Raw genomic sequence first — 16,832 nt, forward strand, 5'->3', positions numbered from 1 at the left:
GTGTGCCGTGGGCGAGGACGTCGATCAGGCCAACTTCACCCGGGAGGACCGCGCGAAGTACAGGCACAAGATTCGCCGCAGCCTGGATGTGTTCGCGGCGATGCTGCGCGAGTCCCGCTTCGACTTCGAGCGGCCGCTGACCGGCATGGAGATCGAGCTCAACCTGGTCGACGAGAACTGCGATCCGGCCATGCGCAACTCCGAGGTGCTGAACGCGATCGCCGACCCGGATTTCCAGACCGAGCTCGGCCAGTTCAACATCGAGATAAATGTGCCGCCGCGACGCCTGGCCGGGGACGAAAACGCCGATCTCGAACGCTCCCTGCGGGCCAGTCTCAACAACGCCGAGAAGCATTCCCGTACGGTCGGCGCGCACACGGTGATGATCGGGATCCTGCCGACGTTGCGCCGGGAGCACATGACCGACGACGCGCTGTCGGCCAACCCCCGCTACAAACTGCTGAACGAGCAGATCTTCGCGGCCCGCGGTGAAGACCTGGACATCCGGATCGACGGGATCGACCGGCTGGCCGTCACCACCGACACGATCGCGCCCGAGTCGGCCTGCACCAGCACCCAGTTCCACCTGCAGGTCAGCCCGGCCCAGTTCGCCGCGTACTGGAACGCGGCCCAGGTGATCGCCGGCATTCAGGTGGCCCTGGGCGCCAACTCGCCGCTGCTGTTCGGCCGCGAGCTGTGGCGCGAGACCCGTATCCCGCTGTTCGAGCAGGCCACCGACACCCGGTCGGAAGAGATAAGGGCGCAGGGCGTACGACCGCGGGTGTGGTTCGGGGAACGCTGGATCACCAGCGTCTTCGACCTGTTCGAGGAGAACGTGCGCTACTTCCCCGCCCTGCTGCCGATCTGCGACGAGCACGACCCGGCCGAGATCCTGGAGCGGGGCGAGGTGCCCGAGCTGAGCGAGCTCCGCCTGCACAACGGCACCGTCTACCGCTGGAACCGGCCGATCTACGACGTCGTCAAGGGCCGCCCGCACCTGCGGGTCGAGAACCGCGTGCTGCCGGCCGGACCGACCGTTGTGGACACGATGGCCAACGCCGCCTTCTACTACGGGCTGATCCGCACCCTGGCCGAGGCCGAGCGTCCGCTGTGGACGCAGATGAGCTTCAGCGCGGCCGAGGAGAACTTCCACACCTGCGCCCGGCACGGCATCGACGCCACCGTGTTCTGGCCCGGACTGGGCTACATCCAGGTCACCGAGCTGGTGCTGCGCCGCCTGCTGCCGATGGCCCGCCAGGGTCTCGAGCGGTGGGGCGTCTCGCAGGGCGAGCGCGACCGCCTGCTCGGCATCATCGAGCAGCGCTGCCTGACCCACCGCAACGGCGCCGCCTGGCAGGTGCAGACCCTGCACGCCCTGGAGGCCGACGGTGTCGACCGCCAGGACGCCCTGCACGAGATGCTGCGGCGGTACCTGCCGCTCATGCACGAGAACCTCCCCGTGCACGAGTGGCCCTATCCGGACTGACGGTCGTCGCGCCGGCGGCGGGTCCACGGCCGGGCCGCCGGCCGCACGTGGCGGGCAGGGTAGGACGTGGGCACCCGGCCGGCCACGGCGGCGGCGCCCGGTCGGCGCATCGTCACGAGCATCAGCGAACCCGCGATGATGAGCATCAGCGAGGTGAGCAGGGCCCCGAAGATCTGCGGGCCGGTCCTGGGCAGGTCGCCGCCGCCGTCGTTCCCGCCGCCCCCGTTGCCGTTGTCGCCGTCGTCGCCGCCGTTGCCGCTGCTCGCCTTGGCCTTGAGCTTGAGCATGACCTCGACGGTGTTGTCGGTCGAATTGCCGTCGGCGCTGCTGGTGCTGACGGTCACCCGCATCGGCTGGGTGCCGGACTTGGCGCTGTTCGAGGCGTCGATCGTCAGCCAGAGCTCGCTGCCGTCCAGGCCGGCCTGGTCCGGCGCCTCACAGACCACCGCGTTGGCGGCCTCGCTGCCGCCGGCCGGCTGGCACGCGGCCGCGACCGTGTTGGCCGTGGCGGCGGCCGAGATCGATTCGGCCGAGGCGGCGTCGAGCAGGATCGCGGCCGATCGGACCACCACACCGGCCGGCGGCCGCACGGTGAACCGCACCTCGTCGGCGGTCTCGGTGCCGTCGTTGGTGTAGGGCACCCGGATCACCACCGCCGCGCCCGGCGTCAGCGTCACGGCCGGCTTGCCGTACTCGACGGCCAGGTTCACCTTGTGCCGCGCGACCGGGATGCTCGGCAGCGCGACGTCGGTGTCGCCGCCGCACTCGCCGTCGGCCTCGGGGTCGGTGCTGAGCGCCTGGTCGACGCAGCCGCCGGTGAGCGTCTCGCCGCCCTTGAGGTCGAGGCTCACCACCAGCGGCAGCTGGATGGTGCGCGAGGCCCCGGCCGCCAGCTTGACCGTGCAGACCACGGTGCGGGTGTCGGTCCCGGCCACGCAGCCGCTGGGCAGCGCGCCCGCCACGGCGCCGTCCGGGAGCCGGATCGTGGCCACGTACGGGTCGGCGTCGCCCGGCCCGGCGTTGGACAGCGTGATCGGCAGGACGGTCGTCTGGCCGGGCGCGGGCGCCGTGACCGACGGGCTGCCGACCGTCACCGCGACCGAGTAGGCGGCGGCCGTGGTGCTCACCAGCAGACCCGAGGCGGTCAGCTTGTCGTCGGCGTCGTCCGGGTCGGAGAGGGTGATCCCGGTGGCCCGCCAGGCCGCGGTGGCCGCTGCACCCGCCGCCACGTCGACGCTGAGCGACAGCGCCTTCGGCTCGCCGGCCGCCAGGTCGATGCCCGTGCAGGTGATCGCCGACTCGCCGACGGTGCAGGTCGCGCCGTCGATCGAGGCCGCCGAGACGCTGAACCCGGTGGGCAGGCCGCCCAGCGGCACGGTCAGGGTCAGTCCGGTGAAGGCGGCCGTGGCCGAGAACCGGACCAGGGCGGTGCCGGACTCACCGGCCGGGACCACGGCGCCGTCCAGGGTCAGGGTGCCGGTGTCGCTGATCGACGAGTTGACCGGCGTCTCGTCGATGGAGACGTCCAGGTCGTCGCCGCAGGTGCGGTTGCCGTCGGCCGAGACGCAGCCGCCGGTGAGCTTGTCGCCGTCCTTGACGCCGGCCGACACCTGCAGCGGCACCGTCCACGAGGTCGAGGCGCCCGCGGCCAGGTCGTAGGTGCAGGTCAGCACGCTGGCGCTGGTGACCGTGCAGGCGGTGGCGGCCGGGCCGGACAGGTTGCCGAAGCTCGTGTTGTTGGGCGCGATCAGCGTGGCCGTCCGGCGGGCGGCGTCGGACGGGCCGGCGTTGCTCACCGCGACGGTCAGCGACGTGGTCTCGCCCGGCTTCACCGTGCGGCTGGGCGTGGTCGGCTTGTAGGTCACCGCCGCCACCGGGTCGCCCGAGGTGATCAGTTGGGCCGTGCCCCCGGTGACGGTCTCGCCGGCCGCCGCGACCGTGATGCCGGTGGCCTGCCAGCTCAGCGAGCCGGCGGCGCCCGCGTCCACCTTGGTCGTCACCGTGACGGCCGTGTTGGCCCCGGTGACCAGGTTGACCCCGGTGCACCGGATCTCGGTGGCGCCGTTGGTGCAGGTCGAGCCCTGCGGCCCGCTCACGCCGGTGACGGTGAACCCGGCCGGCTTGCCCGCCAGCGGGATGGTGACGGTGGCGTTGCTGACCGCGCCGGTGGCGGTGATCCGCAGGACACCCGAGCCGGTGCGGCCGGGCACGACCGTCACGGGCGCGCCGGCGATCTGCAGCTTGCCGCTGAGCGGGGTGGCCAGGGTGATCGACTGGATCTGGTAGTCGCTCGGCGAGCAGGTGGAGCCGACCGTGTTGCGGACGCAGCCGCCGGTCACCGGGTTGGCCGCGCTGACCGTCGGGTCGACCGCGATCGGGATGGCGACCGAGGTGCGGCCGTTACCGGCCACGTTGACCGTGCAGTTGAGCTGCCGGTCCGACACCCGCTGGCAGGCGCTGGCGGCCGGGCCGGTCAGAGTCGGGAAGGTGGTGCCGGTCGGGGCCAGCACGGTGTACGTGAGACCGGTGGCCTGCGACGGGCCGTCGTTGGTGACGAGCAGCGTCAGGGTGCCGGTGCCGCCGGGCATCACGGTGCCCGAGACGGGCACGCTGACCGTCAGCTTGGGATCGGTGCGCGGGGCGCCGATCGTCGCGGCCGCGGTGACCGTCTGCTCCTTCGACTGCGAGCCCTGCGACACGAGCACGGCGGGCGACCAGTCACCGGCCGGGGCGTTGCCCGCGACCAGGGTGGTGAGCACGACGTCGGCCGTGCCGCCGCCCGTGACCGAGACGTTGGTGCACGTGACCGCCTTGTCGCCGATGGTGCAGGAGCCGGCGTCGCTGCGCACCTGCACGACCTGCATGCCGGTGGGCAGGGTGTCGGTCGGGATGGTGACGGTCAGGCCGCTCTTGCTCTGGGTCGAGGCGACCGTGACGGTGACCGTGCCGGTGACACCCGGCGTGAGGGTCGCGCCGCCGCCGGTCGGCGTGCGGACGGTCAGGGCCTGGTCCAGGGTGGCGGTCAGCGCGACGGCCGGCAGCACGGGCTCGCCCGGCTCGCAGACGTTGTCCCGGTCGAAGTCGACGCACCCGCCGGTGACCGGCGTGTTCGGGTTGGCGTTGGCCGGGATCTGGATCGGCAGCGACCACGAGACCGGCGCCGCCGCCCCGGCGGGCAGGTTGACGACACAGTCCATCAGGGAGCTGCCGGCCGCCGCGGTGCAGCCGGCGGGCAGCGGAGTGCCGAACGTGGTGCCGGTGGGGGCCTTGACCCGTACGGACGCGTTGGTCAGGTCCGAGAAGCCCTTGTTGTCGAGCGTTCCGGTGATAACGGCCGTCGTGCCCGGCGCGACCGGCGTGGTCGGCGCGCTCATCGTGTACTTCACGTCCGGCGCCGGGGCCGACGTGCGCAGCAACTCGCCGTTGGCCTGGCTGGTGCCGCCGGCGCCGTTGCTCAGCGTGGCCGTGGGCGACCAGGTGGCGTTGGCCGGCATCCGCGACGCCGGGTGCAGGCGGACGTCGACCAGCCGCTGGTCGGGTCCGTCGGAGGCCAGGCTGATGCCGCTGCAGGTGATCTCGGTGTTGTTGACCGTGCAGGGCGCGCCGGTCGGGCTGCTGGCGCCGGCGATCTCGAGGTCGGACGGCTTGCCGGCCAGCGGGACGGTGATGGTCAGGCCGCTCAGCGGACGGTCGGTGGTGACGGTGATGAAGCCGCTGTCGATGGCGCCCGGCGCGACCGTGGCCCGGGTGAAGCCGAGCTGGGCCTGGTCCGAGAACGGCTTGCCCAGGGTGAGAGCGATGGCCGTGTCGCAGTCGGTGCCGCCGGGCACGTCGACGCAGCCGCCGGCCACGGAGGCGCCCGAGGCGGCCGTGCTCGCCACCTTCAGGTTGAGGCGGAACTGGGCCTTGGCGCCCGCGGCGAGGGCCGTGCGGCAGCTGATCTGCGTGGCCGAGCTGGTGGTGCAGTAGTCGGCCGCGGTCGTGCCGGTCAGGTCGAACGTGGTGCCGGCCGGGGCGGTGAACGTGGCCAGCGCGGCCGGGTCGTCCGAGACGCTGTTGTTGGTCATCGTCACCTGGACGTCGGCGGTGCCGCCGGGCAGCACCGTGCCCGCCGGGGGCAGCACCAGCGCGACCGAGACGTCCGAGGTGGGCGAGCCGACCGCCAGCACCTGCGGGCGCAGCACGACCGAGTCCTTGCCGGGGTCGGTCACCGTGATCGTGGGCCGCCAGGTGCTGTCGGGCGCGGTCGACGAGCCGGTGGTGAAGTCGATGGCGAGCGGGGTGGTCCCGGTGTCCGGGAAGTTGGTTCCCGGGCAGGTCGCCGTGCCCGCCGCGATCGTGCAAGTGCGCCCACCCAGCCGTACGGCGGTGACGTCCACCCCGGCCGGGAGCCCGGCCAGGCTGACGGTCACACCCAGGTTGGGCCGCACCTCGGCGGCAGCCAGGCTCACGGTGGCGGTGCCGGTCTGGCCCGGCGCCGGGCTCGCCGCCGTGACCGTGCCGGTCGAGACGACCGTGGCCAGCGGCTTGCGCAGCGAGAAGGAGCCGATCGTGGCGTCGCAGGCCGGGGTCGAGTCGAGGTCGACGCAGCCGCCGGCGATGGGCGTGGCCGGGTTGGCGTTGCCGGGGATGACGATCGGGACCGTCCAGTTGGCCCGGGTGCCGACGTCGGACACGTCCACCCGGCAGTTGAGCGTCGTCGGGGTGGTGCGCGTGCAGTCGGCCGGCGGGGTGCCGAACGTCGTGCCGGCCGGGGCCGTGATGACGACCGGCGCCTTGATCGTGGCCGACGTGAGGTTGGAGCTCGCGCTGTTGGTGACCTGGACGGTCAGCGGCACGGTGTCGCCCGGCAGGACGCTGTTGTTGCCCGGGACGCCGCTGACGGCGACGCTCAGGTCGTACGGCGACGTGCCGACCAGCGCGATCTGGCTGGCGGTGGTCGTGGTGGCGGCGCCCCGGCCGGTCAGCTTGACCCCGGCGTCCCACAGGTCGCCGGTGCTGGTGGTGTTCGGCGTGGTGATGGTCAAGGTGACCGTCTTGGCGCCGGCCGGCAGCGCCAGGCCGGTGCAGGTGATGTCGCTGGCGCCCTTCGTGCAGCCGTTGTCGGCGCTGATGGTCCAACCGGAGACGGCGGCCGGGATCGGGATCGAGACGTCGACGTTCTGCGCCTTGGTCGAGGTGATGACGACCTGGGCCGTGGCGGTGTCGGCCGTGCCGGGAGCCAGCTGGGCCCGGTTGACGCGGACCGTCACCTCCTGGTCGAAGCGGGTGGTGAGCGGGATGGCGGGCAGGGTGACGTCGGGCGGCGAGGTGCAGACGCCGTTGTCGTTGCGGTCGAAGCACCCGCCGGTGATCGTGCCGCTCGGGTCGGCCGTCGGGTCCACGGTCACCGGCACCGAGAAGGCCGGCGCGGTGGCCCCGGCCGCGATGGTGGCCGTGCAGCTGAGCCGGGTGCTGGTCGCGTCGGCCGTGCAGCCGGCGGGCAGCGGCGTGCCGAAGGTGACCCCGGCCGGCGCGACGACGCTGAACCGGGCGTTGGTGGCGTCGGAGGTGCCCTCGTTCTTGAGGGTGACCGGGATGGTCCCGGTGGCGCCCGGCTCGACGGCGCTGACAGTGCCGAAGGTGGGCGTGAGAGTGACCTGCGGGGCACCGGTGACGGCGACCGGACGAGTTCCGGTCAGCGTGACCGGACCGGTGCTGTCCTGGATCTTGATGTTGGCCGCGGTGGCGGTGACCCCGGCCGCGAGGTTGGCCGCGGCGACCACCGGGATGGTGATGTCGCGGGAGGCGCCCTTGGCCAGGTTGCCCAGCGAGCAGTTGACCGTGCTGCCGGTGACCGTGCAGGTGGGGCCGGCCGGCGTCACCGAGCCGATCGTGAGGCCGGCGCCCAGGGTCAGCGGCACCTCGATCGAGAAGCCGGTCAGGTCGCCGTTCTCGGCGGTCACCCGCACGGACGCGTTGCCGGTGGTGCCGGGCGTGACCGTGACCGGGGTGACGCTGACCGCGGCCCGGCGGTCGACCGGGGCCCGCAGCGTGATGGTCGGGATGCTCGCGTCGCAGCCGGGCGTGCCGTCGTAGTCGACGCAGCCGCCGCCGATGCTGGTGAACAGGTCGGCGTTGGCCGGGATGACGACCGGCAGGGCGAGCGCGGCGTTCTGGCCGGCCGGGGCGGTCACGGTGCACTGGACACGGGTGGCCACGAGCGACTGGCACGCCGCGGGCAGGTTGGCCGCGTCGAACGTGGTTCCGGCCGGCGCGGTGACGGTGACAACGCGGTTCTTGGCGTCCGAGAAGCCGGTGTTGGCGACAGTCACGTTCACCGTTGCCGTATCGCCGGGGTTGAGCGTGCCGGCCGACGGGACCGTGGCCGTGGCCGACAGGGTGGGCTGGGCCGCGCCGATCACAGCGACCGCGGCGGCCGCCGTGGCGTTCTGACCGCCTCCGCTGATGGCGAGGACCGGCGTCCAGGTGGCCGGGTCGGCGTTGGCCGCCGCCTTGAGCGTCAGCGTGATGTCGGCGCTGTGGTTGACGCCGGTCAGGTCCACGTCGCCGCAGTTGAAGGTGCCGGTGGCGGTCGGGGCGCAGTCGAGGTTGCCGGGCGCGGTCACCGCGGTGACCTGCAGGCCGGTCGGCGCGGCGGTCGAGGTGGCGACGACGAGGTCGTTGATGTTCGCGCCGGACTTCAGGGTCAGCGTCGCGGTCTTGGCCGTCGGGTCGCCGGGCACGACGGTCGCCGGCGTGGCGGAGACGGTGAGCCGGCCCTGCAGGGGCACGTCGACCGGGATCGGCGGGAAGTTGCCGTCGGCCGTGGTGCAGATGCCGTTGGCGTCGAGGTCGACGCAGCCGCCGGTGAGGTCGGCCCCGGCCTGGACGTTGGCGGCGACTGCGATCGGGAAGGTGAAGGTGGTGGCGCTGGCGGCCACGGTCTGATCGAAGGTGCAGCCCGCGGACTTGCCGTCGGCGGCCAGCTGGCACGCGTTGGCGGTCGGGCTGCCCGGGGTGAGGGCGGTGAAGGTGGCCCCGGCCGGGGCGATGACGCTGACCTTGGCTCCCAGCGCGTCGGACGGGCCGGTGTTGTTGACGTCGACGCTCACCGAGCCGGTGCCGCCGGGCAGGATCGGCGTGCTGGGCACGTTGACCGTCGCGGTCACCACGTTGCGCGGGTCGCCGATGCGGGCCAGGGTCTGGTCGGCCGCGGTGACCGTGCCGGCCGGGATGGTGGCGGTGATGCCGGGCACGGTCCACGTGCCGGTGCCCGCGCCGGCCGTAGCGGTCAGGCCGAGGTTGATCTCCTGCGGCGTACCGGGGTCGATGGTCGGGATGGTGCAGGTGGCGATGTTGGCGCTGACCGGGCAGGCGCCGCCGCCGGCCAGCGTCACGGTCGGCGCGTTGAGGCCGGCCGGGCGCGGGGTCAGCGGGATCGCGACGACGGTGTTCGTGAGCTGGGCCCGGGTGGCCGAGACGCGCAGCTTGGCCGTCGTGGCGGTGTCGCCCGGGGTGACGGTGACCGTGTCCGAGGCGAAACCGACCTGGGCCGCGGCGGGCACCTTGAGCGTGATCGGCGGGATCGTGGCGTCGCCGGCGCCGCAGCCCGGGTAGCCGTCGAGGTTGACGCAGCTGCCGCTGATCGCCTTGTCGGGGTCGGCGTTGGCCGCGACCACCAGGGGCAGGGTCAGCTGGGCGGTGGCCGCGTTGAGAGCCAGCGTCGTCGTACAGGTGAGCAGGTTCCGGTCCGCGTTGGCCGTGCAGATGTCGGAGGCCGGCGAGCTCAGGGTGCCGAACGTGGTGCCGGTCGGCGCGGCGACCGTGAACGAGGCGCCGGTGGCGGTCGACGGGCCCTTGTTGGTCACCGTGACCTGGACGTTGGCGGTGCCGCCGGGCTCGACCGAGCCGGCCGTGGGCACGCCCACGGTGGCCTCGAGCCGGTAGGCCGGGGTGCCGGTGGTGGCCAGGGCGCCGGTGGCGGTCATGCTCTCGTTGCCGGTCTCGACCGTGATGCCGGTCGCCGTCCACGTCTGGGTGGAGGTCGCCGTGGCCGGCACCTGGACGGTGAGCTGCACGTCCTTGGGCGTGTTGGCGGCCAGCGGGATTCCGGTGCACACGATCGCCGTGGCGCCGGTGATGTCACAGGTGCCGCCGTTGACGGTCGCCGCGCTCACCGTGAAGCCGGACGGCAGCGCCGCCTTGGGCACGGTGATCTTGACGCCGGTCTCGGCCTGGATCGAGGTCAGGGTGAGCGTGCCGGTGCCGCTGCTGCCCGGGGTGATCGTGGCCGGGGTGCCCAGCACGGTGAGCCGGTCGGCCAGCTTGGGCCGCAGGGTGATGGTGGGCAGGGCCGTGTCGGCCGCTCCCCCGCAGATGGCGTCGTTGTCGAGGCTGACGCAGCCGCCGGCGAGCGGGGTGGAGGCGTCAGCGGTGGCCGAGACCAGCAGCGGCAGGTCGAGCGAGAGGATCGGATCGTCCGGCTTCTGGGTCACCGAGCAGCGCACGGTGGTCGGGGTCAGCGTCTGGCAGGCAGTGCCGACCGCGCCGGTGAGCGGCCCGAAGGTCGTGTTCTGCGGTGCCACCACCACGAACGGCGTGGCCACGGCGTCGGACGGGCCCTGATTGTCGATGTCGACCGTCATCGTCGTGGGCTGGCCCGGGCTGACCGTGCGGGCGGCCGGGCCGCGGGCCGCGGCGGCCAGGTTGGCCCGGGTCACGGCGTTGATCAGGGTGCCGGTGGCGGTGCCGGTCGAGTCGGTGGTCGTGGCCGTGACCGTGCCGGTCCAGTCGGCGGTGACGCCGGAGCCGAGGGTGACCGGCACCGTCAGGGTGAGGCTGCCCGGGGTGCCGCCGGTCATCTTCGGGACGGTGACGCCGGTGCACTTCAGCGCGCCGCTGACGAGGGCGCAGGTGCCGCCGCCGGCGCTGGCGCCGGCCGTGTCGATCGTGTAGCCGGCCGGGGCGGCCGGGAACGTGACGGTGGCCGTGCCGGGCTGGATGCCGACGTTGTTGATCTTGACGGTGGCGTTGACCTTCGCGCCGCCCGGGGTGCCGGCGACCGGGGTGATCGAGACACCGTTGTCGATGTTGACGTCGGGGTCGCTGACGGCCGCCACCCGGCCGTACCCGGTGATCGTCTTGTTGTTCAGGGTGGTCGTGATATTGGCCAGGTCCCATGTCGTGCCGGGCGGCGTGGCCAGGGTGGCGGCGGTGTTGAGGGTGATCGTCGCGTCCTGGCCGGCGCCGATGGCGACGTTGCTGCAGACGACGTTCGACGTGTCGGTGACGCAGGTTCCGCTGGTCGAGGTGGCCGAGGTGACGCGTACGCCGGAGGGGGCGTTCCCGATCGGGATGGTGACTGTCGCGCTGTCCGCGTCCGACGGCCCGGCATTGGTGATCTTGACTGTGGCCGGCGCGGTCTTGCCGGCGGCCAGAGCGGCCGGCGTCACTGTGATCGTGCCGCCGGTGGTGGTGCGGGGCAGTGCCGTGGCGAGGGCCGAGCCGCCACCGTTGATGGTCATGGTGGCGTCGGTGGCCGCCGCGACCGGGGTGCTCGTCGCAGTGATGGAGTTCGCTGCGGGCGACCACGCGGGGGCGGTGCCGGTAGCCGTCGCCTTCAATGTCACCGGCATCGAGACCTTGGCCGTGCCACCGCCGGGGACAGTCACGCCCGTACATACGATATAGGTCGCGTTGCCGTCCTTGTCGCATGTGCCGCCGCCGGTCACGGTCGGGGTGCCGAGCGGGTAGTAGGTCGCGCTCGGCTTCGGGATCCGAATCGTCGTGTTCGGGGCGGCGACGTCCCCGGTGTTACTCACCGTGACGGTCGGCGTTCCGGACTGACCCGGCGCCACCGTGGTGCCGGTGCTCGTGACCGTGCCCAGCTTGACGTTGCCGCGGCAGATCGCCTCGCCGATCACGACGGTGCCGCCGGCGACGCTGCCCAGCGCGGCCAGCAGCTTGAGATCGATGGCCTTGGCCGTGTAGACAAACTGGCCGGAGGTGGTGTTCCAGGTCGCGGCCTCGGAATCGATCGCGGCGGTGAGGACCCCGGGCAGCGAGATCGTCCCGTCGGCCTGGATCGACACCGGCAGGCCGGACAGCCGCAAGTTGGCGGTGTTCACCGTGTGGCTGATCGCGGTGCTGTTCATCAGGCAGGTTGCGCCGACCGCGTCCGCGGTCAGCGTGCCGCCGAGCAGGTTGAGCCCGGTGACCTTGCCCTCCGCCGTGCCACCGTCGCCCGACGGCCCGCCGGTCGCCGCGACAGTGCCGGTGGTGGCCACGTTCGGGATGTTGGCGTTGACGAGGGTGCTGCTGACAGCGGTGCCCCCGTTCCAGTTGGCGGTGGCCGGCAACGTCACGTTGACCGGCAGGCCCAGCACGGTCAGCCCCACCCGCAGGGCGTTCGACGTGGTGGTGACGGACGTGGCCGCGTACGCGGCGCCGGGGCCCCAGAACAGCGTGAGCGCCAGAACGGCGACCACCAGGAGAGCCAGCTGCTTGACCGGAATACGCCAATGGAAGAGCACGAGTCGATTTTCACGGCGTCCCGCGCCATAAGTCCTTCGTTCGCCGAATGTCTCGCCATTTCTTTCAGCCAACTGCCAGCCAATGGCGTTTCAACTCTGATAACACCCGTCCCACCGGCCCCTCCCGAGACCCCGGAATATCAAATTACGGCCGCCGGGCCGCCGGTTCCTCAGTGGAACCCGCCGGGCGCCCGCGAGCACGCCGCGAGCCGCCGGGAAAACGCCTCCGAGCGTTACGCTGCAACGGTTTCCGCTCTCCGGCGTCGGCGATCGACCATATCCGATGCGTGGCGTCCACCCGACGTTCACCGGCCCGAGGCAGCGGAGAACGGCCTTTTCGCGTACGTTTTCCGGTGTTTACTAAAGGAAGGCGCACGTCGATGCCAAAGATTCGTCTGACCTTAACCGCCGGTATGGCGGCGCTAATGGCCGTAGGATGGGGCGCGGTGGTCCCGGCTCAGGCCGCCCCGCCGGCCCTGGTGGCCGATCCGGCGGCCTACGTCGACCCCTTCATCGGCACCACCCGGGGCGGCAACACCTGGCCCGGCGCGACCCGCCCGTTCGGCATGATCGCCTGGAGCCCGACCGCCACCACGGGCGACCAGACCGGGGCGCCGGCCTCCAACGGGTACGACTACAACGTCACCAAGCTGCGGGGCTTCAGCCTGACGCACGTCAATGGCGCCGGGTGCGCCCCGGGCGCCGCCGGCGACGTGCCGATCCTCCCGTACGCGGGCCCGGTCGACTCCTCCCCCACGGCCGACACCAAGGACGCCAAGTACGCCGCGACGTTCAGCCACGCCAACGAGACGGCTACCCCCGGGCGGTATGCGGTGACCCTCGACTCGGGGGTCCGCACCGACCTCGCGGTAAGCACCCGGGCGGGCGTCGGTGATTTCACCTTCCCGGCCGGGCAGCCCGCCAATCTGCTGTTCCGGACATCGAATTCGCTCAACGGCAGCGAGAACGCCGGAATCACCATCGACCCGGAAACCCGTACGGTGAAGGGCTGGGTCCTGACCGGCGGATTCTGCGGCCGGCGGGGCAACGGCGGGGGCGCCACCAACCCGAACCGGCGCTCCTATTACAAGGTGTTCTTCGATGCCGTCTTCGACCGCGACTTCGCCAGCACGGGCACCTGGCAGAACTCGGCCCTGAATCCGGGAGGAACCGCCATCGAAGGCGGTGAGGGTTACTTGACCGGAGCCGACCGGGCCGGCAAGGGCTCGGGCGGTTGGGTCGGCTTCGACACGGCTACCGACAGTGATGTCCGCATGCGGCTCGGGATCTCGTACGTCAGCGCCGAGGGCGCCGCGGCCAATCGAGAGGCGGAGATTCCGGCCGGCGCCACGCCATCGACGGTCGGGGATGCCACCCGGGCCGCCTGGAACACCGAACTGAAGCGCATCCGGGTCGGCGGCGGCACCGAGGCACGGACCACGGCCTTCTATACGGCGGTGTACCACGCGCTCATGCAGCCACAGACGATGAACGATGTCGACGGCCAGTATCTGGGGGCCGACATGAAGGTGCACCGGATGCGGCCGGGACAGAAGGCGGTCTATGGCACCTTCTCCGGCTGGGACCAGTACCGGGCCCAGATCCAGCTGCTCGGACTGCTGCGGCCCGACGTCGCCGGGGACATGGCGACATCGATGGCCGACTTCGCCGCGCAGAACAACGGCATCTGGGACCGGTGGCTGCACCTGGGCGCCCCGACCCACGTGATGACCGGCGACCCGGCCGCGCCGACCCTGGCCACCTGGTACGCCATGGGCGTCAGGAACTTCGATGCCCGGGCCGCCTTCGACTCCCTCTACCGGCAGGCCACGATCCAGAATCCGGAGGCCCTGTCGGACGCCGGCTGCCCCGGGCAGTGCACCGGCCAGCGGGCGACTCTCGACACGTACTTGGCTTTGAAATACGCCGCCAACGACATCTGCCACTGCTGGGGTGGAGCGGCCGAGACCCTGGAGAATTCGCTGGCCGACTTCTCGCTGGCGATGTGGTCGCAGAAGCTCGGCCTCGCCGCCCGGAGCCGTGAGTTGCTGCCCCGCGGCGACTACTGGAAGAACACGTACAACCCGGCCGTCGGCTACCAGGCCGCGCGGCGGGCCGACGGCGCCTGGCAGCCCGGCTTCATCCCGAGCACGGATGTCGGCTTCGCTCAGGGGTCCAGCGCCACGTACACCTGGATGGTCCCGCAGGACGTGTCCGGCCTGGCCACGCTGATGGGCGGCCGGGCCAAGGCGGCCGACCGGCTCGACACGCTGTTCCACGACGAGAACGGCAACTGGGCCGTGCTGGGCGGCAACGCGCTGCGCTACGACCCCACGAACGAGCCCGGCATCCACGCGCCCTGGCTGTACAACGGCCTCGGCCAACCGTGGAAGACGCAGGAGACGGTCCGGCAGATCGTCGACACCGCGTACGGCGTAGGCCCCGGCGGCCTCCCCGGCAACGACGACCTCGGCACGATGAGCGCCTGGTACGTCTTCGCCGCGATCGGCCTGTTCCCCCAGACCCCCGGCCGGGCCGAACTGCTGCTCGGCAGCCCCGTCTTCCCCAGGGCGATCGTGGAGCGCAGCACCAACGTCCGCCTCACCATCAACGCCAACACCACCGACAAGTACGTGCAGAGCGCCCGCCTGAACGGCGCCCGCCTCACCAGGTCCTGGCTACCCGAGTCCTTCACCCTGACCGGCGGCACGCTCGACTTCACCCTCGGCACCACCCCGAACACCACCTGGGCGACCGCCACGGCCGACCTCCCGAAGGACCACTGACCGTTCCGGCCGGGACCACCGCCGTGGTCCCGGCCGTCACACCTGACGAGAGTCGGCCGCGATCGCGTCGATCAACGGGAGTCCGCGTTCGTGCGCTGATGTAAAACGCTGCTCACCAAGCAGCTCGACACGGGCGAAAGCCAGATAGGCGAGAGTATGCGCAGTGACGTCTCCGTGCTTACGCAAACTCTCGGCGACATCCTGGCCGACCTCGATGGGATCCTTCAAGCCGGGTATGAATTTCAAGAGCTTGATGAGGGGCGAGCGGGAGACGCGCTCACACCCGATCTCCCCCAGGTAGCGTTCGGCCCGCTGAACCTGCTCCTCGAGCTCCTCGCGGATCCGGTCGAGCTTGCGGAACTTGAGCAACCGGTCCTCGATCGCGTAGATCTCCTCGACCCGGTCCTCGATGTGCCGGCGTAGCCGCGGGAGGAGATCCCCACGCTGCCGGCGGAACTTGACGATCTTCTCGACCGGCAGCGGTTCGGCCGGCACCGGCAGAAGACCTTCGAGCAGGTGGGTGCGAAAGCGGGCGTACCTGATCTCCGATTCGGCTCGAGTTTCGGTCGGGTCGCCCTCCTCGCCCTCCGGAACGGGCGTCAAGCCGGACATCAGAGCCCGCAAGGCGCCCGGGTCATCGGTCGTCGGCACCCAGGTCGAGCGGGAGGAGGACGGCCGGCTTCCGGGCTCACAGAGGGCAAGCGCCAGTCCTGCCATGAACTCCGCGGCGGTGGTCTTCTCGATCAGCACCCACTCGCGTCCGAACTGGCCGCGGCCTTCGCTGCCGGCCAGCCCGCTCGGCAGGTCCTCCAAACCCAGGCCGTAATAGAGCGTCTTGTCATAGTGAATGCGTGTCATCTCGCCACGCGCGAACGCTTGACGCCGACGGTCGATCTCCATCGGCGGGATCCCGGCAATGAACCGGCCGAATTCTCGACCGGTCGAGCGCACCTCGTACGGAAGCCGCTGCACCACCAATTCGGCGCGGACCAAGGCACGGGTGTAGTCGTCGTAGAAGTCCGGCCGCCTCAGGTAGGCCTCCGGCACGATGGTTCCGACCTCGTCCCAGTACAAGAGGGTCCGGGTCCACCAAGCCGTCTGTGGAACGTTGATCAGCGGGTAGTAGAGCGCTGCCTGCATCTCGGCGACACTAGCGAATCCGACGAAGCACCCACCCTGGCCGATCGGGCCACGGAGGTGACCGATCAGCTCAGACCGGCCAGTAGCTCCCGCAGGGCTTCGTTGAAGGGGACCGGCTGCTCCAGGTTGGGGAGGTGGCCGGCCCCTTCGATGATCGCCAGGGTTGAGGCGGGGATGAGGGCGTGCATCTCTTCGGCGTCGGGGACCGGGGTGAACTCGTCGTCGCGGCCTACTGCGATGAGGGTGGGGACCGTAATTGTTGTGAGCAGGTCGCGGTAGTCGGGGCGTTCGGCTCGGCCTCGTAGGGCGGCGGCCGCGCCTGCGGGCGGGGCGCCGGTCATCATCGTCGTGACGTGGTCGGCGACCGCGGGCATGGCTTCTACGTTGTAGGCGGCCAGCATCTTGGCCAAGTTGTCTTTGGCGTACCAGGCGTTGCCCTCGGCCTCGAAGCGGTCGGCTGCCGCGCGGCGGGCGGCCTGTCCCTCGGGGGTGTCGGTACGCGGGAACGTGTCGGCCAGGATCAGGCCGCGAATGCGGTGCGGGAACTGGCGGTAGCACTCCATGACGATCTGGCCGCCCATCGACAGGCCGCCCAGCACGAAGTCGTCGATTTCCAGGTGGTCGGCCAGCGCGGCCACGTCCTGGGCGAACGTCGACAGCGGCGTCTTGCCCGGCACCACGGTCGTCTTGCCGTAGCCGCGAAGGTCGGCGGTGATCACCCGCCACCCGGAGCCGGCCAGCGCCTCGACCTGGGGGCGCCACATCGAGCGGTCGAACGGGTGCCCGTGCACCAGGACGATCGGCCGTCCCTCGCCCGTGTCGTCGTAGTCGATCGTGACGCCGTTGACCTCCGCTGTGCTCATGTGATCGACGTTAGTCAGGGGGTCGCGCCGCGGAACGGGCCAA

The 16,832-nt window shown here is 71.6% G+C and carries 5 protein-coding genes; 2 read left to right on the forward strand and 3 right to left on the reverse strand.

Annotated elements, in window-relative coordinates:
* Window positions 1-7: 7 nt before the first annotated feature.
* Complete coding sequence (locus tag OWR29_RS16360) at window positions 8-1,486, forward strand: glutamate-cysteine ligase family protein (RefSeq protein ID WP_267563692.1); 1,479 nt, start codon at window positions 8-10, stop codon at window positions 1,484-1,486.
* On the opposite strand, the gene OWR29_RS16365 is transcribed toward OWR29_RS16360, so the two are convergent.
* On the reverse strand, window positions 1,474-12,000 hold the full coding sequence (locus tag OWR29_RS16365) for a beta strand repeat-containing protein (RefSeq protein ID WP_267563693.1): 10,527 nt from the start codon (window positions 11,998-12,000) through the stop codon (window positions 1,474-1,476). The genes OWR29_RS16360 and OWR29_RS16365 overlap by 13 nt on opposite strands.
* Before the next feature lie 446 nt (window positions 12,001-12,446).
* On the opposite strand from OWR29_RS16365, the gene OWR29_RS16370 reads away from it, so the two are divergent.
* Window positions 12,447-14,786, forward strand: a complete 2,340-nt coding sequence (locus tag OWR29_RS16370; protein ID WP_267563694.1) for a GH92 family glycosyl hydrolase — start codon at window positions 12,447-12,449, stop codon at window positions 14,784-14,786.
* Between the two features lie 36 nt (window positions 14,787-14,822).
* Here the strand turns inward: OWR29_RS16370 and OWR29_RS16375 are convergent, their stop codons facing one another.
* Together OWR29_RS16375 and OWR29_RS16380 are read right to left on the reverse strand one after the other, a co-directional pair.
* Window positions 14,823-15,926, reverse strand: coding sequence for a DUF6236 family protein (locus OWR29_RS16375; protein ID WP_267563695.1), 1,104 nt, complete (start codon window positions 15,924-15,926; stop codon window positions 14,823-14,825).
* A 65-nt stretch (window positions 15,927-15,991) separates the two neighbouring features.
* Window positions 15,992-16,789, reverse strand: coding sequence for an alpha/beta fold hydrolase (locus OWR29_RS16380; protein ID WP_267563696.1), 798 nt, complete (start codon window positions 16,787-16,789; stop codon window positions 15,992-15,994).
* Between the last annotated feature and the right edge of the window lie 43 nt (window positions 16,790-16,832).

Origin of the sequence: Paractinoplanes pyxinae, from assembly GCF_026626335.1 — a bacterium.
Lineage (GTDB): Bacteria > Actinomycetota > Actinomycetes > Mycobacteriales > Micromonosporaceae > Actinoplanes > Actinoplanes pyxinae.

Bases quoted from the DNA above. Each gene is read 5' to 3' on its own strand.
- OWR29_RS16375 (WP_267563695.1), bottom strand. From the start codon at position 15,926: ATGCAGGCAGCGCTCTACTACCCGCTGATCAACGTTCCACAGACGGCT.
- OWR29_RS16380 (WP_267563696.1), bottom strand. From the start codon at position 16,789: ATGAGCACAGCGGAGGTCAACGGCGTCACGATCGACTACGACGACACG.